This window comes from Desertivirga arenae (assembly GCF_017355785.1).
Taxonomy (GTDB): domain Bacteria; phylum Bacteroidota; class Bacteroidia; order Sphingobacteriales; family Sphingobacteriaceae; genus Desertivirga; species Desertivirga arenae.
In genome coordinates, this window is the sequence record NZ_JAFEWE010000006.1 from 223,241 (window position 1) to 244,603 (window position 21,363).

Below are 21,363 nucleotides of genomic sequence, written 5' to 3' on the forward strand. Positions count from 1 at the left end.
ATACTTCTCTCATCATATTAGGTATTAGTTAGCAATTGGTTGATTATCTAGGTTAAAAATAGGGAGTCTAATTAGCAGAAGCATTATAAAAACCGGATCCTTCCTACTGGGAACGGTTCCATTTTTTGCAACCGTTCCCATAAATCCCAATATGAGGCTACAAGGGATAAAATTTTATGCTTGCGTCTGAAGAGTCGTAGATTTAGGTAAACAAGCAATAATCCTAAAGACTGGAGGAAGGTAGGGCCAGGGTAGAAAAAATAAATCCCCCGCCGGATAAGGACGAGGGATAGAATTTCAAGGATTTCCTAACTCAGGCTGAACCTCTGACTATCAGTTGAGCTTCTAGTGATTTTGTTATGGCACGCCACTTAGAAGCATCATCTTGTACCATCTGCAATAAAAGGTTTATAGCCGACCGACCCATTTCTGCAACCGGGTGATTCAACGTAGTTAGTCCGGGCTCTGTACATTCGGCTCCATAGTTATTTCCGAAACCAATTACTGCCATGTCTTCAGGAACCCGAAGTCCTAAACTTTTAATCGCTTTTATGGCCTCTATAGCCGACGGATCGTTCACAGCGAAAATTGCATCAGCAGCCTGCGGCAAATTAAGCAGGTACCTTACGTAGATCTTTACTTTATTCAGTTTAAGATCATAGGGAATTATCAGCTCTTCCCTAACAGGTAAGCCATTTTTTTTCAATGCGTCGAGGTATCCGCTAAGGCGGCGTTGATTAACAGCTGAAGTACCCGGGCCAGCCAGATGAGAGATTCTCTGCTTACCTGATCTTATAAGGTATTCAACGGCCTTAAAGGAAGCGTCGTAATCGTTGACCATAACCCTTGGCATAAGCAACTCATTACAAACACTATTTAGAAGGACTACAGGAATACCTCTTCGCTGGAATTTCTTCAAATGATCGAAATTCTGAGTCTGATTGGATAGAGAGACTAAAAGTCCGTCAACCTTCCTGCTTAAGAGCATTGCTGCGTTTGCAACCTCTGTTTCATAACAATCGTTTGAAAGGCTTATTACTATGTTATAACCCGCCTCGGCTGCAACACGCTGAACTTCCGCCACTACCTGGGGATAAAAAGAAGTAGAAAATTCAGGTACCAAAACTCCGATGGTATAGGTCTTATTCTTTATCAAACTTATAGAAAGCGTGTTCCTCTGGTAATCCATCTTTTCAGCAAGGTCGAGTACTGACCGTCTTGTTTCTGAATTGATGTTAGGATGACCGGTAAGGGCTCTTGAGACTGTGGATTTCGAGATATTCAAGTGCCTGGCTATATCGTATATTGTTACCTGAGTTTTCATTGGTCAATTATTAATTTTCGTATTTAATCAGCTTATTGAATGCCTCATTTACCTACTAACTGTTATTTCCCTGCTCAATTTTATATCTCTTGATGAACTGCCGATCATCAGTTTATAAGTTCCTTCCTCAACTTTCCATCTCATCATTTTCGCATCGAAATAAGCCAGATCTGCCACATTTAGCGGTATCCTAAGTGTTTTCATTTCTCCTGGTTCCAACCAAACCTTTGTAAAACCTTTAAGTTCCTTTTCCGGTCGGTCGACCTTCGATTCAGACTTGGAAGCATATAGCTGAACTACCTCATTTCCTGCCTGCGTTCCACCATTCTTAAGTTTAATGGATACCATTATCTTTCCATCTGCCGGGTACAATTGTTTATCAGTGCTGGCATCGGAATAAAGAAATGTACTGTAAGAGAGTCCGAAACCGAAAGGATATAAAGGAGCAATATGTTTAGTATCATACCAGCGGTACCCAACTAAGATCCCTTCTTTATATTCTGTAGAAAATTCGCTGCCAGGATAGGTCCCTAAAGCATGGGCCGGAGAATCTTCAAGTTTAACCGGAAAGGTAAATGGAAGCCTGCCTGAAGGGTTGACCTTACCCAGGATCACATCTGCTAAAGCATTCCCTCCCTCGGAACCATTATACCACGACCACAAGATGGTGTGATTAGCATTATCCATTTTGGTAAGAACATAAGGAGCGCCACCTACTACCACAATAATAGTATTCGGGTTTGCTGCCGAAACTGCAGCAACAAGAGCTTCCTGACCAAAAGGTAATTGAATATCTTTTCTGTCCTTTCCCTCGCTTTCCACTTCCCGGTTTCCCCCAATAAAAACTATTGCCACATCAGCATTCTTAGCTTCATCAACCGCCTTGCTGATCAAAGATTCATCCGGGATATTAGCCGTAATTCTTTGCTCTTCAGAATCTGTAGATTTATAAAGTGCGTTGTAGCCTTGTGCAAAGCGAAGAGAAGCATTCTTCCCCAGCCTGTTATATAATCCCTGAAGCGCATTAACTTCGTACTTAGCTTTTACCCCTGCACCAAAACCACCGTTATGAAAGGTTCGAATAGCGTTATCGCCGATCACCGCAATCTTTTTCGTCCCGGCATTAAGCAGTGGCAATAGCTTTTTATTATTTTTTAACAGCACGATTGACTCTTTTGCGATATTATAAGTGGTAAGAGCATGTTCAGGAGTATTAATTTGACCGGCACTGTGATTATCAGACATACTGGTGTGGTGCATCAACCAAAGGATGCGATAGACTTTTTCATCAATTAAGGCAGTGCTAACTTCATTATTCTTCACAGCCTTAAAAAGCGGTGCTGCAAAATAGTACTGCTCGTAAGGAGACTCCGTTCCCATCTCTATGTCAAGTCCGTTCTTGGCTGCTGTGACTGTACTATGAGTTCCTCCCCAGTCAGAAATAACAACGCCTTTAAAACCCCATTGATCCTTTAATATGTCCTTGAGCAGATACTTGTTTTCGGAGCAAAAAACGCCACGGAATTTATTGTAGGCAGACATAACTGCCCATGCATCACCCTCCTGTACAGCAGCTTTAAAAGCAGGCAGGTAAATCTCCCTCAGCGTACGCTCATCTGCTTCAACATTTACCTTGAAGCGATCATATTCCTGGTTATTCAAAGCATAATGCTTAACACAGGCAGCAACATTTTTACTCTGAATACCTTTAACTGCTCTCACTGCAAGCCGGCTGTTGAGGAAGGGATCCTCTGAATAGTACTCATAGGTTCGACCACATAAGGGAGTCCTGGCAATATTAAAGGCAGGTGCAAGGATAACGTTCTTCTTTCTAGCCCTTGCCTCCTCACCCAGAGCAACACCATATTGGTAAGCCATTTCCGGATTCCAGGTAGCAGCAATAGCGGAACCGTTAGGAAAGAACGTAGCAGAATCAGTTGTTAATCCCGCAGGTAACCATCCAACCTTTACCTCCTCACGAACTCCTAAGGGACCGTCATCACTTACCAACGGAGGAATTCCCAATCGTTCAACCCCTGCTGATGAAAAAAGATCATTGGCATGCAGCATTCCGATCTTCTCTTCCAAAGTCATTTTGCTGATAAGTGCTTTAATCTTTATGTCCAACTCAGGATCCTTTTTCTGCGCGAGAGAACATCTGTAGCCCGAGTTAAAGAACAGGAAAAAAGCTATTATATATTTTGTTTTCATGTAATTCTATATGTCTTTGTGATGAATGGCCCTAAGTGTTTAGATTTCCAATTGGATAATAGTATCTGTGTCGTCCAGCTTAAGTCCCTTAAGATCAAGAATGAGCCCCTCCCCGTTCTTCTTGAATTTAACTACCTGATTTCTTCCATATAAACTTGCTTTCTTTACCTTCTCCCGCAGTCCTTTGATCAAAACAGTTTCCACTGGTCCACTTTTGAGGATGTGAGCGTAGAGATGTTTGTCTGTGGCTGTTACTACCCCCCATTCCTGACGGAGGGCAGGCATTCCTTTAGTACCATAGATTGTCGCGCCGTTCTTATTCATCCAGGCGCCTATCTTACTTAAAGTATCTGTAAACTCCGGTTGGATTGCACCATTTGGCATAGGACCTATGTTTAATAGAAAATTTGCGTTTAGACCTGCAGCATTGACCAGGTAATGAATGAGTGTTTTAGATGATTTATAGCTGGTATCAGTCAGGTTAAATCCCCAGGAATTATTCATGGTCTCACAAGTTTCCATTGGAAGATCTGAAGCCTGGGCTCCTCCAAAACCTGAAGTGTTTGCGCCGGGAAGATCTCTCTCAAACATTTGGAAGTCCTCGCCGGGAAGTGGTGCCAGATGGTGATTATTACCTACCAGGCAGTTTGGTTGAAGTTTGTGTATCAGGTCGTAGATCTCCCTGGTATGCCAATCTAACCTTACCTGTTTCGTGTCTTTAGGATACTGGTCCCAGTAACCATCAAACCAGATCCCCCCAATCTCGCCGTAATTGGTTAATAACTCGGTAAGCTGGTTCTTCATGAAGGTAATATAGTCGTTCCAATTACCTCGCTTGCTGCGCCCGGTTCCCTGACCAGTGTTGCCGGTCCAATAAGAATAATCATCGCGCCTCCAGTCCAATAGCGAGTAATAGAGGAACAGCTTTATGCCCTGACGACGACATTCCTTAGCAACCATTGCCACCACATCCTTTTTAAACGGGGAGTTCATCGCGTTAAAGTCAGAGTAGCGGGTATCCCACAAACTAAAGCCATCATGGTGGCGGGTGACCAGCGTAATATATTTCATCCCCGCACTTTTTGCTGCAGCAACATATTTAGCAGGATCAAATTCGGTAGGATTGAAACAATCTTCGAGCCTGCTATAGTTTTTTACGGTAATATTCCTTTCATTCATTACCCATTCACCCGCGCCAGGAATACTGAATAATCCCCAGTGAATGAACATTCCGAAACGCATATCCTCAAACTTCTTACGGCTATCGAGATTCGCTTTTGTTGGTTTGTAGGGCTGCGAGAAGGACGTTTTGACCCCTATCAGTATTGCTATTAAGAAAAATGTTCTTTTCATTTCTTGACGTGATATTTAATTTTTTTTACCGATGATCATTATATTCCCTATATAGGCGTTGGAGGGCTGGTAAGAACCGTTTGGGAAGACAGAAGAATGTCCTCCAATAATTTCGGCTTTATCTATATCCAGATCTGCCTTTTTAATGCTTACAGTGTGGGCAGAATTAGGTAGTGGTCCTATCAAATAGAAACTCCGTCTGTAGAACCAGCAATAACTGTCGAAACGCGACCTTCTAATAGGTTCGTTATCGTCAACCCTTATTTCCACGGCTCCGGCAGCAGAAGGACCCAGAATATCGCCAATTCCGATGTAAGTGCCTTTGAACTTTATTGTGATACTATCCCTGGTATCAGCAGAGTATATAAGTTCCGGGTAGACCTTAAGGTAGGGTTGTAACTCCTTTTCCGATTTTGCATCAATCCATCCCGGCGTTTTTGCAGCTACCTCTGGTTGTAGAATAAGTGTTTTATCGAAATTAGTAAGATATAGCGGAGTGGGTATTCGGCCCCTCTTTCCCATTCCAATTAGCTGTTTAAATGCTTTTGTAATAGTATGGGTATAAATAGCATGCCCCTCGACTCCTGGATGGGTACCGTCTGTGCTGAACACCGTTTTTGCACCGTAGTTAACATCCGGACTTCCATGAAAAATTAAATCACCTGAGTTTACCTTCCTGATTACATCATAGGAAAGATTTATGGAGGGAAGTTTATAATGGTCTGCTAAACGTTCCATTAGGCGAACTGACCGCACCTGTTTCCCTGCCTGCAAATCCTTCAACATGGGTTCGTAGACCGAATAAAGAAAACAAATGTCCGTTTTTGGATCACTCTTTTTAATCTGCCTGACAATTCCTTCCATTGCATTGCAGAGCAGCAACGAGTCTGTTTCAGCGTCATTTACAGCAAATTCCACAAAAACAAGGTCAGGCCTATACTTCAATACTTCATCCTGAAGCCGGAAGACACCAAGGGCAGCTCCAGTACCACCTACGCCCGCGTTAACCGTTTTAATAGTACTGCCTGGAAAAGTATTCTTAAAATATTTTTCTGTTTCTACCCTATATCCCGCGGCCTCTGTTATACTTCCCCCTAGATAAGCAATAGTAAGGGGCTGGCTGTTACTTAACTTTTTGAAAAAGCCAGGTAGTCCATTTCTTACCTGAAGCGGCTCTGGAAAAGAAACTCCCCCCTGGGCATAAGCATTTGTACCAATTAGCCAATAGAAGAAACAGAGCCGGATACACCAATTAAATATTCTGAACATAGCAGCTTGCTTTAGGGAAAAAGAGGTTTATCAGGATTATTCTTCAGTTGTTGATAGCGGAGCAGAGCCTCCAGGAAATAGTAGTCGGCATAAACAAGCGGAACGTCAATCTCTCCATTATGAGGAATGCTCCCCACGCTGTGTTTTAGCAGAAATAGTCCGTTAGTGCCAGGCTCAGCCTGGTAAGCCTTTGTACTTAAACTACTCAAAATAGACTCTGCCATATCGAAGAGTCTCTTCCTCGTATCCCCTGAAGTATAGGTACTCAATTCAATAAGGGCAGAGCTTGTTATTGCAGCGGCTGAAGCATCACGGGGGGGATTTTCAAAGCGTTTGGGATTATAATTCCAGTTCGGCTTATAACCCTGTTGATCCACATTAAAATCCCAATATGGAATATGATCTGAGGGAAGATTTTTATTATTTATGTAGAAATCTGCCATCTTAAGGGCTGCTTTCAAAAACTTCTTATCCCGGGTTTCCCTGTACACCATGGTGTAACCGTACAGCCCCCAGGCCTGCCCACGTGCCCAGGCAGAATTATCAGAAAAGCCCTGGGCAGTTTCCTTACTTAGCACCTTCCCAGTTTCTGGATCATAACAGATCACGTGGTAGGAACTAAAGTCGGGCCGGTAATGGTTCTTTAGCGTAGTTTCTGCATGCTTAATGGCTACATCACGATAGCGACTGTCTCCACTTGCTTTCGACGCAAAGAACAAAAGCTCCAGGTTCATCATATTATCAATGATCACAGGATAATTATACGTATGCTTTCCATCCCAGGAATGGAAAACCTCCCAGGATTTAATAGCACCCACTTTGGGATTAAAACGGGTAATTAAGGACTTGGCGCTTTGTATTAATATGTCTTTGTATGCAGGATTACCAGTGATCCTGTAAGCATTTCCGTAACTGCAATACATCATAAACCCGATATCGTGATGAGCGGTATTGTATTGATTCTTCTCAAGTGATTCTGTCCATTTAATAGCAGCCGCCTTCCATTTTTCATCTTTGGAGTATTCGTATACCCGCCATAAGCATCCCGGCCAAAAGCCTCCCGTCCAGTCCTCAATCCCCGCATAACTTGTCTTTCCATTCGGATCGGCCGTTCTTGGATACTTTTTCATGTCTGTAGCTATATTCAAAAGCTGGGAATACTGTTGTCCGGCCAGTTCAAAGGTTCGGGAGATGGTAGTTTTATCAAGGGCAATAAATCCACTAGCATATACAATGACTGCCAGTAACAGGGATTTAAAAAATAATTTCTTCATGGTGTGTTTATTTAAAATTTAGTAGTGTGCGGCATGATCGTTAAGGACAGGTTTTCCCGCCCATACTTTCCGGGAAGTCCATTCAGCAGCAGGATCTTTCCAGAAAGGATCATCTGGGGCCAAACCAAGGGCAAGAAATCCTTCCGAACAGATATAAAGGCTACCTGTTGAGGTATAGGGATCAGCCACAGCCAACTGACTTCCACAAATGCCGATCTTAAGCCAGCCCTTTTCATCAAAGGTCCCCTTGCTTTCAAAAACCCTTCTCATTACTGCGGTAATAGCACATCTTACCTGGGCAGGGGAAAGCTCTGAAGGAAGTTTGTGTTCAAGAGCAAGTTGCGACAAAGGCTGAAAAGCTGCAGTTCTATAGGTCATGGATCTTCCAATAGCTGGATAGGTACCTTCCGGGGATATCATGCGTTCCAGCAGCATGGAATAGCGTTGCATTCGTTTCAATGCCTGGTCGTAATCTGTCCTTGCAATCAGACTTCGTTCTGAATTTATCCGCAGAATATCTACCAGCATAGAGTGGATCACATAGCTGTTATAGTAATCAAGGGCAAAGTCGGGTCCGTCGGCATACCATCCATCCCCCTTGTACCATTCCTGTATTTTCCTTACCCCTACCAGTATCCGCAAGGGTTCATATTCACTATTGGCATACATTAAAAAGGTTTCCACCATAGCGGCAAATAAAAGCCAGTTATTGTAGGCAGGAGAAATCCTTCGAAGCTGCTTCAATTCCGTAATGAATCTCTCCTTAGTTTGATTGCTTAAGGGCTCCCAAAGACGTTGAGGGGCACGGAGGAGTCCTTGACACAGATGGGCAGCATCAACAAGGGGTTGAGGCAGTTGACGAAAGTTAAGATAATCAGGGGCGGCCGGATCAACAGCATTCGTGATCCCCTGGAGATAATACTGATAGAGCATCTCCCTCTTTTTTCCTTCCGAAGTACTATCGCCAGGAAGTCCTAGCCATGGTGCAATGCCACATATTGTTCTACCAAAAGCTTCTAAATAACTTACCTTTTCTGCCACAGTATTGTAATCGGCTGGTTTCTCAAGCGGCATATTTTTTTTCAGCGTGTTTTTGCTAATGTTTTCAAGAACGGGACTTGCTATCCGAAAAAGTAAGTTCGTCCAGTATTCTCTGTCGCTACCACTCTTGTTGTCGGAATTCACTGCACTTCCGGTAATCGGGGATAGAAATCCCTCATATCGGGGCAATATTATTCCTGCTCCACCCAGTGGCAGGCATTTTAAAAAAGATCGTCTTTCCATTAAATAAAGTCAAAAGTTTTCCTTCCGGGCTATTTTTATAGTCATCGGTATTTGAAACTGTTCTAATAATCTCTCCGGAACTTGACTTCCGGAGAGATCTTTATCTAGTTAATCCAACCAGGATTTTGCGTAAGTGAAGGATTCATTACTATATCCCCCAGGGGAATAGGCCATGTATAAATATAGTCTGCTTTAAAAGAGTAACCTGCAACATTAGCTCCCCAAACCTGCTTTCTCCCATTTCCAGGATAGAAGACATTGTCTTTCCAGGTCTTCCACCTTAACTCGTCAAAGAAGGTAACACCTTCAATTGGGAGCTCTACCCTTCTCTCGTTTCGTATGCGTGTACGAAGGTCCTCCTGCCCGGCAACCGTAGTCGCTGCGTTGGAATTTAGCAGGGCTACGCCGGCTCTTCTACGTACTTCGTTTACAAGATCAATGGCCTCAGACATTAGTCCTTGTTCGTTTAAAGCTTCTGCCCACATTAAAAGCACATCTGCATAACGAATAACCGGAATATCAACTGGAGCATAATCCCTGCTAATAATTTCTGTTGTACCTGTCGATACAAATTTCCTGTACAGATAGTAAAAATAGTTTTGAGTATCAGATTGAACATCGCCATTCAAAATTGCCTGGCTTCTATAAGGCCAGCGTAAATAAGCGGTAGTTGCCGTTGTTGTATTGCTATAAGCACCTTCGAAACCAGAATAAGGAGTAATTACAGTGGCCTGTAGCCTTGGATCACGATTCGCATAGGCTTGTTTTACTCTTGCCTCATTGCCATTAGGTAGATAAAGACTCATTTTAGCACCGCGGTTAGTTGCCGCTGTTATTTCTCCTGCAGTTAAATTATCGCGTAGAAAGAACACCTCACGCTCGGCAGGAGTCATTGCTGAATAACCTGGAAGAACATCATCCCAATTAAATTTAGAACCGTTGAGATTTTCATACAGGTCTACCAGATTTGGTGATGGCATGAAATAATTCCATCCAGATCCTCTTGCAGAGCGATTGCCCAGAAATACCTGGTAGGATCCACCGTAGTTTGGCTGACTTATATTCTGGATGGAGAAGATCATCTCAGGGGATTGTTCATTGGTTGCTGTGAACAGGGTTGCATAATTGGAAAACAAAGAGTACCCAGCCTTCTTTACCTCACTAAAGTCCGCAGCCGCTGAATCCCACTTTTTAAGGTACAGATAAGCTTTCCCTCTTAAGGCATAGGCAGCGCCCTTGGTAACATGGCCGTAATTGGCGTTACCAGACACATATCTTCCGGGCAAATTAGGCTCATTAATACAATCGGTAAGGTCTGCAATAACCTGACTCCAAACCTCTTCTTCGGTAGACCGGGCTTTTGTTGCCTCTCCTGGAGTAAAAGGTTCGAGGTATATAGGCACTCCTTTGTATAACTCATTCAACTTGAAATAAAAGTAGGCTCTGATGAATTTACATTCAGCCACATAACGAGCCTTCTTTTCAGGACTGGAGGGCGACTTTTCCGGGATGTTTTTAATGGCATCGTTTGCTCTTTGAATGCCTTCATAAAAGTTCTTCCAGAAGGTCGAAAATAAACCATCACCAGCGTTTATAGTACCATTAAGCAGAGGCTCATCAAAGCGGGTTTGACTGGTAGAGCTAAACCTGTCTAATTCATAGATCTCGAAAGTTAAACCATTACTGCTATTACCGATTCCTAACCTCAACCCTGCGTAAACCCCTGCTACGCCAAGATCAGTTAAATTGTCTGAGGTCCACATGGTAGATGAAGAAACAGAAGAATAGGGCGTTGTGTCTAACAAGTCCTTCTGACAGGCCGTTAGAACGAACAGGAAAAATATTAATATCTTTTTCATACTTCAATCAGATTAGAATGTCATGTTTAAACCCAGTGTATATTGCCTCATAGTTGGATAACCCAAACTTGGACCTATCTCAGGATCGAGACCAGGATATTTGGTGATCGTTAATAAATTCTCTCCCCCTGCAAATACCCTAACATTACTCAATCCTACTTTTTTCAATTTACTTGTATTCAGGGTGTACCCTACCTGAAGGTTCTTTAGCTTAAGATAAGATGCATTATACAGATAGAATTCACTTGCGTAAGTATTTTGAGGATCTGTAGTCTTTAAGCGGGGATATCGTCCGTTGATATTATTAGCAGGATCTGAGGGATTTGCCTCATTGAAGAAATAATGGTCATCTGCCACCATCGTAGGAACCGCTTTACCTAAGCCCACAATTGATTGGTTCAGGTACAAAGCATTCCAATAGTAGAACATTCCCTCACTTCCTGCCCAGATCATAGACATATCGAAACCCTTATAAGCCAGATTGGCGCTGAAACCGTAGTTCCATTTCGGATTAGGAGATTTTCCTGTATATACCTGGTCGCCGGCATTTCCATAAATTCCATCCCCTTTCCTATCAGCATAGATCAAGTCGCCATACCATATTTTATTCTTTCCAATTCCACCTGATGGTTGGAATGTGTAACCCGCTGCCACCATATTCTGCAGCCAGTTCATATCTTCAGGAGTCCTGATCATACCATCTTTAGGCCCCCCGTCCTTATTTACTGTTCCATCTTCATTAGTATAGCTACCATTTCCTTTATAAAGCTCAAAAAGGTAAATAGAATTAATAGGCTGCCCTTGAGTGATCTGACTAGGACCATTAGAAGTGCTTCCGATATACTTGGTTACGGAGTTCGTGTTGTAGGCAATATTCCCTTTAATGTTATATCTCAACGCTCCGATTTTCGAGTTATAACCGAGGGTGAGTTCCAGACCTTTTTTTAATACTCCAGCAACATTCTGTGTAGGAGCGGTACTAGTACCCACAATCAGAGGAATAGGAGGCACTGCCAGGATACCTGTGGTTCGTCCCCTGTATGCATCAATTTCGAATGTTAAGGTATTTTTTAACAAGGCTCCATCTAATCCAAGATTAGTAGTTTCTGTTGTTTCCCACATCAGGTTTGGATTAGCAAACTTAGTCTGGATCAACCCACTTGTTTGCAAGTTATTGAAAGAGTATTGGGTTGAATTATAAGTTGCCTGATAATCATAATTTCCAGAGGCATTATTACCCGTTCTACCCCATGAGGCTCTGATCTTCAGATTATCAACGTACTTATTAATTTTTTCCATAAAGGGTTCCGAGGAGATCTTGTAACCGGCGGAGAATGAAGGGAAGAAACCCCACCTCTTACTTTCGGAAAATCTCGATGACCCGTCTTTACGCATTACAGCCTGAAAAATATAACGGTCTTTGTAAGTGTAATTTACCTGCCCGAAATAAGACCGCATAGCAAAATCGCTTTCATCTCCTGTTGCGCTTGTTACTGTGGTAGCAGCATTAAGGGTAGTGATGGAAGGATCAACTAAGCCTAACTTTAAAGCATTGAAATTATAATTATTGAAATATTGTTGATTGTAACCCACAAGCGCCCCCAAGCTGTGATCTTTTGCTATTACTCTCTGAAACCTCAATACATTATCAAGTATTATATTGTAGCTTTTTGATAATGAATATTGGGTGGTTAGCTGACTAGGAGAAACTGCTGCAGCTCCAACAACTCCTGTCGCAAAATTTACTTTGGTTATTGGTTTGGTGAAAAGCCTCCCTTCTGTCGAGGAATTATCATAATGGCCTTTAACCTCAAATGACAGCCCCTTTATTATATTAAAATTAGCAAATACTGTGGTATTGATCCTGGATAGTGTATTCCCGCCGCCCTGAGTATATAACCAGGATATAGGATTATTAGCTGTGGCCGATTCTTCAGCGGCGGCGGGAAAACCATAGTTTCCATTATATTGTGGATATAAACCAGGAACACTGGCAGTTAAATACGCGAATGCCGTAGCCAAATCATTAACGCCGAACTTTTGCCTATCGCCAAAGGTTTGGGTGCCCACGGTCAGGAACTTTGCAATCTTTGATTGTAGATTAACTCTAAGTCCGTACCGGTCAGCTCCTGTATTCACCATAGTTCCAGGGTTTTCCATATAATTTGCAGAAAGAAGGAACTGTGAGTTTTCATTACCTCCGTTCAGAGCAACGTTATGGTTCTGCATAGGGGTTGAGTTGCTGAATAACTCTTTTCCCCAATTGGTATTGGGATATGCAATATTGTTAGGAACACCAATGGCATTTAAACCATTTGGATCTGCCGCAGCCTTTCTCCAGAGGTCCATTGTCGCTTCGGTGTACACCGGGTCTTGCCCGATATTTTTGTATCCTTCATTTACCAACTGCATCGACCGCACATAGTCAGAAACGAACTCAGGAAGGTTATTGGGTTCTGCTTTCGAAAGTAGCGAGGTATAGCGAACAGTGGTTTTATTCTTTGACCCTTTCTTGGTTGTGATAAGAATTACTCCATTGGAGGCAAGTGAACCATATATTGCAGCAGTTGCTGCATCTTTCAATACCGAAATGCTCTCTACATCGTTTGGATTTACGGCATCCATAGAACCGACAATCCCATCAATCACAACAAGAGGTGCAGTGCTATTTGTAGTTCCGAGACCACGAACAAGAATACTTGCTCCATCATAGCCGGGCCTTCCTGTAGTTTGACGGACATAAACCCCAGAGGCAAGTCCAGCCAGAGCACTCGAAAGATTTGTGACGGGACGGTTTTCTAGTTCCTTAGCTTCAACAGTAGAAACCGCGCCAATCACATTTACTCTTTTCTGAACTCCATAGCCAACTACCACCACTTCATTCAAACTACTAACCGAAGCTTTAAGCACAACGTTGATAATGGGAGAAGTTCCAACAACCACCTCCTGACTTTCGTAACCAATGAAGCTAAAAACAAGTATAGCCCCCGGCTTACCTACGTTAATAGTATATAGACCTGCAGTATTAGTGCTAACACCCGTTGTTGTGCCTTTAATCTTTACAGATACACCGGGTAAAGGGTCTCCACCCTTCTCATCCACAACTTTACCGGAAATGGATATTTGGGAATTCTGCCTCTCAGATTTTCCGTAGTTCATGGTAGCGATATCCTGACTAGCGGGACTTATAGCGATCACATCACCAGAAGCTTCAAAAGTTAAATTCAACGGATCAAGAAGGGCGTGGAGGGCTTCGTTAAGGGAACGCCTCTGGGTAAAAAAACTGACCTTTTGTTTTACGTCGATCAGCTGATCACTGTAAACGAAGTTTATTTTATAGTTCTCCTGCAGCACCTTAAGAACAGTGCCAAGGTCAGTTGTTGGCAAGTTCACAGACACTTCCTTATTCAGGATAGCCTGCGCCTTCCCATCATACGCTGAAGCACTGCTGAGAACAATAGAAATTATGGTTAACTGTAAAAATGTAATCTTCATAATTTTTAGCAGTAGATCTTTATATTTCATATTTTTGAGTGAAGGTTATTAATTAGTTAATAATTCGACAAAAGAAGCCCTGTACAACCCCTGGGGTTGCATGAAAATGGTTACGAAGCATTTGGGCTTAGACATTGATCGGTGGTATCGCCAAATACCACCGATTTTTTTCTGCTAGCTGATCCTTTTCTTCATGTATGGAAATTAGTTAGTTACGGAATGGTTAGTTATTATTATAGTTCTAATTCTTCTGAATACTGATCTTACCTTCGTTAAAGCTACAGCTTGCCCCTACTGCTTTACAAATAAGTTTTACCTTTTCATCCAAAGGAAGATCTGACAATGATGCAGTTACGGTTAAATCTTCTAACTGCCTGCTATTATAATTTATCTTTACATTGTAAGCAGATTCGAGTTTTTGAATCACCTCATGCATGGGTGCCTTATCAAATGAAAACGCTACCCTTGCAGTCTCTTTCGCTAATAACATAGTTGACTCTACAGTGTCTTTCACAAGCTCCTTCTGCTCTCTGTTTAAAGTAACCTGCTGATGAGGAAGAAGCAATACTGAATTGGATTGCTTTTCTAAATTTCTTTCAGGGGTATAAACTACTACTTTACCCGTATTCACGATTACCGAACTTTTACCTTCCGCTACATAGGCCCTTACTGTGAAACTGGTACCTAACACTTTGGTAATAATATCCTTGCTATGCACCAGGAAAGGTTTCTTTGGATTTTTTCGCACTTCGAAAAAAGCTTCCCCGGTTAAAAAAACTTCTCTTACGGTATCTGAAAATGTCTGAGGATATTTCAAAACAGAATTCGGTTTTAAAACTGCAAGTGAGCCATCCCCCATTTGTACGATCCTGCTTTGTGCAGTCTGATTTCTGAATTCTGTCCATCCTGTACCAGCAAGATCTGTATTCCTGCTTTGTTTATCAGCAGAGGTATAGAAGATCAGAACTACCGATAAGACAACAAATAGCATTGCAGCTATTCTGAACCATGTAGCGTTCCAAATTTTGGTGGTTTTACTTACATCACCCTGCCATTGGTAGCCATGCTTATTAACGTAAGCTACCACATCCTCTACGTCCTGGTTTGAGGTAGCAGACTCCAGTTCATGTGCTCTTACTGCTAAAAGTATAGTTCTGGCCTGATCTGTATAAATTTTTCTTTCGGGGAAATCAACCAACCACTGATGCCAGAATTCCTCCTCCACCCTTGTGGGATGTAATACCCAGCTAATAAAGAATTCATCCTGAATAAAGTCCTCGGGACTGAAGGTTTCGTAATTGGTCATTATACTTAACTTGGTTATACTGCTATGATTCAGTTTTTCTGAAAAACTACCCCTCTATTTGAAAAAAATAGATAAATAATTCATATACACTTAAAAACCAAATAAATAAATTACAAAAAAAAGAGAGTTAAATCTTGATTCGGATTTAATTATAAAAAAAACAGGTTGGTAATATCAGCAGTAACAAGCTCCATTCTGATCTGAAACTTTTGTAAGCTTTTTGGAGAAGGTTATTTACGGACTGTTTACTGATGTTCATTGTATCAGAGATCTGATCAAGACTGAGGTTCTCGAAGAAACGAAGGTACATGATCTCCTTTTGCCTGGGAGGCAGCGTATTTAAAATCTTTTTTATTTTCAGGCTCATTTCCTGGAATGATACATCTTCAATAAGTTTTGATTCAATATCAAATTCTATTGCAAATTGTTCATTATCGTTCAAATCCTCATTTTGCTTCCAAAGTGACCTGTCCCGATAGATGCGCAGCCTGATCGATTTAAACAAATAAGATTTTACAGCCTTTACCGAGCCCTGGCCTTCCCTCCTTCTCCATAGGTCCAAAAACACTTCCTGAACACAATCTTTTGCGAAATCCTTATCCTGACAAATACGGAAGCCGTAATTGATCAAGGACTTTGTATACCTTCTCATTAACGTATTATAGGCGTCCTGATCACCATTCCGGAATAAATCCCAGATTTCCTGATCAGTTTTATTTAAAAGGTCCGTCGCCGCAAATATCATAGTAAGAAAGCCGAAAAAAAGGACGAAGAGTCCAATACTAAAGGCATACAATTTAGCACCTTAGTGTTGAAATAGCAAGCGTAACAGAAATCTGTCGATTTCTATTACGCTTGTTTACACTCCACATCCATATCCTGCCTCTGGGAATCAGGGAATCAGGGCCCTTATCAAATCATTTCAAATATGGTAATATCATATTCAACATCAATAGAATAGATCTATCGTATAGCTCCTTCTGGTATCAGCAGACATCCTGCAAGTTAGGACAGCAGTTTTTGAATTATAGGTCCAATTATTCGTTTTCTTACCATTAATCATCGCGCTAAGCGGTTTTTTGGGATACTGTAATTGTATCTCATAAAATCTCTGTGATGGCATTCCTTTATAGCTTCCCACGACAGCATTGACAGAAAATGTTATTTTCCGCTGTTGCTCGTTGCAACTAAATTCGGTTTTTGCAATCGCTCCATCCTCAAATCCATGTGTCTCCCCATCATCCTCCAGTAAAGTATAACTACTGTTACCATAGGGGTAGACTTTCAGTATAAGACTATCGGGAGGCAGAGTTTCTATGAATTGCTTCTTATTTTGAAAGGGGATTATTGCCCCCGCCTTGATAAATAAAGGTCCACCTGCATTTTCTGGTAGCTGAACGGAGACCGACTGGTTCCCATGAAAAGCTTTGTTTGTCCAAAAATCAATCCAGCGACCTTCAGGCAATTCTATAGAATTCGTAAAAGCGCCAATCAGGAAATTTTCACCGAACATGTATTGCTTTTTCAGATCTGCCATTTTTTCGTTATCGGGATACATCAAAGGCATCGGCCTTGCCATAGGTAGCCCTGTTTGCGCTGCTACTAGCGCGTTCGAATAGATATAAGGATTTAGCTGATAGCGTAACTGATCGTAAAACCTGAATGCAGCCTTATCTTTCGGACTAAAATAAAAAGGATAAACGGTATAAGCCCAACTATTGAGTTGTACCCAGGGCAGGAAGAATCCCATATGCATGCCCGGAAGTAGGGGGTCAACTTCATCCAGAATGTCGCACGAAATATTACTACTGCCACTCATGCCCAGATTGAATAGATCCACCATTGTTCCTGCAGTCCCTCCATTATCTCCCAGAGTCATTGCCCCATAACGCTGAACTCCGGCATAGCCCCCGCAATAGTGCTGAAAGGATCGTTTGCCAGTATGCTTCAAAAGAGTCTCCTGCAAGTTCCTCACAAGTAATGTTTGATTCAGCATATGCATTTCAGCATCTTTACGTCCATTATGATAAGTGGTATCGGGATGTTCATCGAGCGTGCGGGAAGGGTCGAGCTTAAATCCGATCACACCCTGGTCTACAAATTTCTTTAAATGATCAAACCAGTGCTCTTTTCCTGATAATGGTTTGTTATGAAGGGCATTTATCCTGTCCTCCTCCTCTATCGAAAAATCGTGCTCAACACACAACCAAAGCGCCGTTTTGAAACCCATGTTACTTAATCGCTTAATAAAGAGGGCCCTCCTGTTATCTGTCCATGGAAGCTGAGCCACAAACAGATCTTTGTTCCAATCCTTTTTAGTAGAAAAATCGTAATACTTAGCCATCCACTGAGGCTCTAACCAGTAAATATCACAAGGGATCTCCTCCTGGCGAAAACGATAAGCGTTATCCAGGACATTGAACTGGTTTTCTTTAGTGTTACTGCCAAATGCTAAACCATAGGCCCATCTCGGTAGAACATAACTTTTACCAGTTAAGTCTGTATACTGATCCAGGAGATGCTGCATACTATTCCCCTCAAAAAGATAAAAGTCTACCTGTGTCTGATTAGGCTCGTACACATACATTTTATCTTTATTAAAACGCCCAACATCAAAAAAATGCAGTTTAGTTGTATTATAAAAAACGCCCCAGCCTTTGTTAGACATAACATATGGGATGGGTGATTCTGATCGCTGATACTGAACCCAAATACGGATGGCATGGCCTCTGTGCTGTATACTTTCACGACTCGCGTTGCCAAGACCGTAAAACCTTTCCTGATCCTTCAAAGAAAAGCTTAAAACAGAGTTCTCTCCCGCCAAAACCTGATTAGAAGATCCCTGCTTCTTTCCCGCATCTCCTATGATACCATCAGACTTTAAAGGGCTATTAGAAAAGTAATTTTTCAGTGACTGTTCAAGTTGCTGCGTAAAATCATTCTTTCTTACATTTGCCCGGATAGTATCTATCAGGTTTTCTCTTTCGCCCTTTCTTTTTAACACTACAGCACCATCTATTAAGGACATTCTTAATACAATCCTGGAAGTTTCGACCGTTAAAAACTCTTTGCTGATGTGCTTTTCATAATTCACTTTCTGCCAATTGGTTTTAAGCACTCTGTAACGCTCCATGAGCGTTTGATCATTGACATCAGATGAAGCGATCCTCATATGAATCAGGGATGGGCTGCAAACCTCCAGTGTTGCATGATTTCCATTAGACAATTTGAATCGCTCGTTCGACTTTCCTGGCAGGAACAGGAATATGAAGAAGCATAGAAGTAGGAATATTCTCATATAGAAAACTTCGTTTATAATTTGTTAAGCAAATAAATGAGGTATTCTGCGGCGAACCCGCATTACTACAGAAGAATAAACGATTGGGACGGGTCCCGCTGATTGGGAGCCTTCCCATTGCAAATACTTCTGTTGTTAATTCATTTCCTATAGCCCAACACACTTACTTCGTGTCAAATACAACACCCAAACACCTCTATACTTATTTACATGAAAGTTCTAATTTCAGCACTCTTGCTTGTACTAATGGCTGTCAAAGTAGCCTATTGCCAAACAGTAATTCCATTATATCCGGGACGAATTCCAGGTTCAAAACAAGGAGGACAACAGGAAGGATCAAAAGATATTGGAGGGGGAAATAAATTTATTTACAACACAAGTCTTCCAACAATCACAAGCTATCTTCCTGCAGGTATTCCAACTCCGGCTCCGGCGGTAATTATATTTCCAGGAGGAGGCTACGCTGGCGTTTCTGTAACAGCGGAAGGAGAAAAAGTTGCACAGGCATTTAACAAGATCGGGGTTGCCGCATTTGTTGTAAAATACAGGATGCCTAGTAACGCCACCATGGCCGATAAGAAAAAAGGTCCGTTACAGGATGCAGAACAAGCAATTTTTATTGTAAGAAAAAATGCATCAAAGTGGAAGATCGATCCTCAGAGGACAGGGGTATTAGGCTTCTCTGCGGGAGGGCATCTTGCAGCCTGCTTATCTACTAAATACAGGGAAAAGCATATAGCGTTCCCGGAAGAAAACAGCATTTTACGACCCAGTTTCTGTATTTTGGTATATCCTGTAATCAGTATGACAGACAGTCTTACCCATGAAGGCTCCAGGACTAATCTTCTTGGCCTGAGTCCCACTCCCATTGATGTAAGTTCGTATTCTGCAGAAATGCAGGTTGACGAACACAGCCCGGTAAGTCTTCTTATTCATTGTGGAGACGATAAGGCAGTAAAGGTGGAAAACAGCATCGCTTACTACATGGCTTTGCGCAAACACCAGGTTGAGGCGGAACTGATTATCTACCCTAAAGGAGGTCATGGCTTCGGTTTAGAGAATAGTACTACAACTGATCGCTGGTTTGAAAGGTGTCGGGAGTGGATGCTGGCGAACCACTGGCTATAAGGCAATACTCCTCACATTAATTCATCAGAAAATAAAAACACACCTTATGTTAATCTTCCAACCTGTAACATTCAAACAGCCTTACAAAACCATAGTGATCATTGTGGCTTGGTATATTTATACCTTACTGAATAATGGGTACTCAGAAGCAATAGCACAGACTTCCATGCAAAAGGAATGGCAGAAGATGCATGAATCAAAGAAAGACGCCTTAAAGTCATTTCAAGATGCAAGGTTTGGCATGTTTATCCATTGGGGCCTTTATGCTATTCCCGGAGGAATTTGGAAGGGAAAGAAAATGGAGGAAATGGGTGTACCCAATGTAGCAGAATGGGTGCAACTGGTAGCGAAAATACCAAGAAAAGAATATGCCGAGCTAGCAGGTCAGTTTAATCCTGTCAATTTCAATGCTGATGCTATTGCCTCTCTTGCAAAAAATGCAGGAATGAAATATATAGTGATCACAGCAAAGCATCATGAAGGATTTGCAATGTACCATTCGAAAGTAAGTCCTTTTAATATTGTTGATGCTACCCCATACAACCGCGATGTCCTGGCCGATCTATATAAAGCTTGCAAGAAGTATGGGCTAGACTTTGGGATATATTACTCCCATAATATCGACTGGGCGGACGGAGCTGACGCTCAATATCAGGAAACAAAGTTATTGAACGATAAAAAAGGAGCTGTTACCGATCCTTTCGGTGCGAACCTTTGGGACCCAAGTCAAAATACGTTTCAAGCGTACCTCGATAAAAAAGCAATTCCACAAGTTGAAGAGCTGCTAACTTCCTTTCCCGACCTTAAATGTATCTGGTTTGATATGCCAGGTTTAATGAAACCAGGACAAAGCTTCCAATTCTACAAAACAGTTTATAAGAAGCAACCCAATACAATAATTAACCAACGTATCGGGAATCAGTTGGGAGATTATGATATTCCGGGAGATAATAAAATTCCTGAGCAACAGGAGAAATTCGATCTCCCATGGGAGACCGTTGGTACCCTCAACAACTCCTGGGGCTATAAATCTTACGATAACGACTGGAAGTCGCCACAGGAACTTCTATACTGGCTTTTGGAGATTACCAGCAAAGGAGGGAATTATATGTTGAATATCGGACCAGCAGCAGACGGATCGGTACCAGTTCAGGCAGCACGAAACCTTGAGGAGCTAGGTAAATGGATGAAAATAAACGGTGAAGCGGTTTATGGAACACAACGGTGGAAGATAACACACGAAGGACCTGCCTCACTCAATATCGGAAGCACTGAACAAAGACAAACGGAGGGATTCAAACTCAATATCTCATCGGAAGATATTTGGTTTACCTGTAGAAACAGTACAATCTACGCCATTGCAATGAAAAGTCCCTCGGATGGAAAGATCAAGGTCAAGTCGTTAAACCAAGGCTCAGGAAAGATAAAGCAAGTTGAATTATTAGGATATGGGATTTTAAAATTTGAACAGAGAGCGGATGCCCTTTACCTTGATATTCCTACTCCAGCAGACAGATCTCAGGGGTATGTACTGAAAACAACTTTTAAATAACTTGCGGATA

Annotated in this window: 13 protein-coding genes; 2 read left to right on the forward strand and 11 right to left on the reverse strand. The window is 42.0% G+C overall.

All coding sequences use genetic code 11. The features are described from left to right. Positions 1–313: 313 nt before the first annotated feature. From J4N24_RS14395 to J4N24_RS14445, 11 genes are all read right to left on the reverse strand, one after another. The gene (locus J4N24_RS14395) at positions 314–1,324 is read right to left on the reverse strand and encodes a LacI family DNA-binding transcriptional regulator (RefSeq protein WP_207534396.1); all 1,011 of its coding nucleotides are present in this window, start codon (positions 1,322–1,324) and stop codon (positions 314–316) included. 48 nt (positions 1,325–1,372) lie between these two features. Next, positions 1,373–3,535, reverse strand: a complete 2,163-nt coding sequence (locus tag J4N24_RS14400; RefSeq protein WP_207534397.1) for a glycoside hydrolase family 3 C-terminal domain-containing protein — start codon at positions 3,533–3,535, stop codon at positions 1,373–1,375. A 39-nt stretch (positions 3,536–3,574) separates the two neighbouring features. After that, on the reverse strand, positions 3,575–4,888 hold the full coding sequence (locus tag J4N24_RS14405; RefSeq protein WP_207534398.1) for an alpha-L-fucosidase: 1,314 nt from the start codon (positions 4,886–4,888) through the stop codon (positions 3,575–3,577). Between the two features lie 15 nt (positions 4,889–4,903). Continuing rightward, positions 4,904–6,157 (reverse strand): SGNH/GDSL hydrolase family protein, encoded by a 1,254-nt coding sequence (locus J4N24_RS14410; protein ID WP_207534399.1) that lies wholly within the window; start codon positions 6,155–6,157, stop codon positions 4,904–4,906. Positions 6,158–6,168: 11 nt separating this feature from the next. Then, the gene (locus J4N24_RS14415) at positions 6,169–7,431 is read right to left on the reverse strand and encodes a glycoside hydrolase family 88 protein (protein ID WP_207534400.1); all 1,263 of its coding nucleotides are present in this window, start codon (positions 7,429–7,431) and stop codon (positions 6,169–6,171) included. Positions 7,432–7,449: 18 nt separating this feature from the next. Then, the gene (locus tag J4N24_RS14420; protein ID WP_207534401.1) at positions 7,450–8,715 is read right to left on the reverse strand and encodes a DUF2264 domain-containing protein; all 1,266 of its coding nucleotides are present in this window, start codon (positions 8,713–8,715) and stop codon (positions 7,450–7,452) included. Between the two features lie 104 nt (positions 8,716–8,819). After that, positions 8,820–10,574: a RagB/SusD family nutrient uptake outer membrane protein gene (locus J4N24_RS14425; protein WP_207534402.1), complete on the reverse strand. Its 1,755-nt coding sequence runs from the start codon at positions 10,572–10,574 to the stop codon at positions 8,820–8,822. A 12-nt stretch (positions 10,575–10,586) separates the two neighbouring features. Continuing rightward, positions 10,587–14,069, reverse strand: coding sequence for a TonB-dependent receptor (locus tag J4N24_RS14430; RefSeq protein WP_207534403.1), 3,483 nt, complete (start codon positions 14,067–14,069; stop codon positions 10,587–10,589). A gap of 241 nt (positions 14,070–14,310) precedes the next feature. Continuing rightward, on the reverse strand, positions 14,311–15,375 hold the full coding sequence (locus tag J4N24_RS14435; protein ID WP_207534404.1) for a FecR family protein: 1,065 nt from the start codon (positions 15,373–15,375) through the stop codon (positions 14,311–14,313). A 145-nt stretch (positions 15,376–15,520) separates the two neighbouring features. Beyond that, positions 15,521–16,120 (reverse strand): RNA polymerase sigma factor, encoded by a 600-nt coding sequence (locus tag J4N24_RS14440; RefSeq protein WP_207534405.1) that lies wholly within the window; start codon positions 16,118–16,120, stop codon positions 15,521–15,523. 204 nt (positions 16,121–16,324) lie between these two features. Then, complete coding sequence (locus tag J4N24_RS14445; RefSeq protein WP_207534406.1) at positions 16,325–18,673, reverse strand: glycoside hydrolase family 31 protein; 2,349 nt, start codon at positions 18,671–18,673, stop codon at positions 16,325–16,327. A gap of 210 nt (positions 18,674–18,883) precedes the next feature. Here J4N24_RS14445 and J4N24_RS14450 point away from each other — a divergent pair, with 210 nt between their 5' ends. Next, a complete protein-coding gene (locus J4N24_RS14450) occupies positions 18,884–19,801 on the forward strand; it encodes an alpha/beta hydrolase (RefSeq protein WP_207534407.1) in 918 nt (305 codons plus the stop codon). A gap of 46 nt (positions 19,802–19,847) precedes the next feature. Next, positions 19,848–21,353 carry an alpha-L-fucosidase gene (locus J4N24_RS14455; protein WP_207534408.1) on the forward strand — a complete coding sequence of 502 codons (1,506 nt, stop codon included), beginning with the start codon at positions 19,848–19,850 and terminating at the stop codon, positions 21,351–21,353. The last annotated feature ends 10 nt before the right edge of the window (positions 21,354–21,363 follow it).

Excerpts from the sequence above, each read along its gene's own strand:
- J4N24_RS14395 (WP_207534396.1), bottom strand. The coding sequence starts at position 1,324 with ATGAAAACTCAGGTAACAATATACGATATAGCCAGGCACTTGAATATC.
- J4N24_RS14400 (WP_207534397.1), bottom strand. The coding sequence starts at position 3,535 with ATGAAAACAAAATATATAATAGCTTTTTTCCTGTTCTTTAACTCGGGC.
- J4N24_RS14405 (WP_207534398.1), bottom strand. The coding sequence starts at position 4,888 with ATGAAAAGAACATTTTTCTTAATAGCAATACTGATAGGGGTCAAAACG.
- J4N24_RS14410 (WP_207534399.1), bottom strand. The coding sequence starts at position 6,157 with ATGTTCAGAATATTTAATTGGTGTATCCGGCTCTGTTTCTTCTATTGG.
- J4N24_RS14415 (WP_207534400.1), bottom strand. The coding sequence starts at position 7,431 with ATGAAGAAATTATTTTTTAAATCCCTGTTACTGGCAGTCATTGTATAT.
- J4N24_RS14420 (WP_207534401.1), bottom strand. The coding sequence starts at position 8,715 with ATGGAAAGACGATCTTTTTTAAAATGCCTGCCACTGGGTGGAGCAGGA.
- J4N24_RS14425 (WP_207534402.1), bottom strand. The coding sequence starts at position 10,574 with ATGAAAAAGATATTAATATTTTTCCTGTTCGTTCTAACGGCCTGTCAG.
- J4N24_RS14430 (WP_207534403.1), bottom strand. The coding sequence starts at position 14,069 with ATGAAGATTACATTTTTACAGTTAACCATAATTTCTATTGTTCTCAGC.
- J4N24_RS14435 (WP_207534404.1), bottom strand. The coding sequence starts at position 15,375 with ATGACCAATTACGAAACCTTCAGTCCCGAGGACTTTATTCAGGATGAA.
- J4N24_RS14440 (WP_207534405.1), bottom strand. The coding sequence starts at position 16,120 with ATGATATTTGCGGCGACGGACCTTTTAAATAAAACTGATCAGGAAATC.
- J4N24_RS14445 (WP_207534406.1), bottom strand. The coding sequence starts at position 18,673 with ATGAGAATATTCCTACTTCTATGCTTCTTCATATTCCTGTTCCTGCCA.
- J4N24_RS14450 (WP_207534407.1), top strand. The coding sequence starts at position 18,884 with ATGAAAGTTCTAATTTCAGCACTCTTGCTTGTACTAATGGCTGTCAAA.
- J4N24_RS14455 (WP_207534408.1), top strand. The coding sequence starts at position 19,848 with ATGTTAATCTTCCAACCTGTAACATTCAAACAGCCTTACAAAACCATA.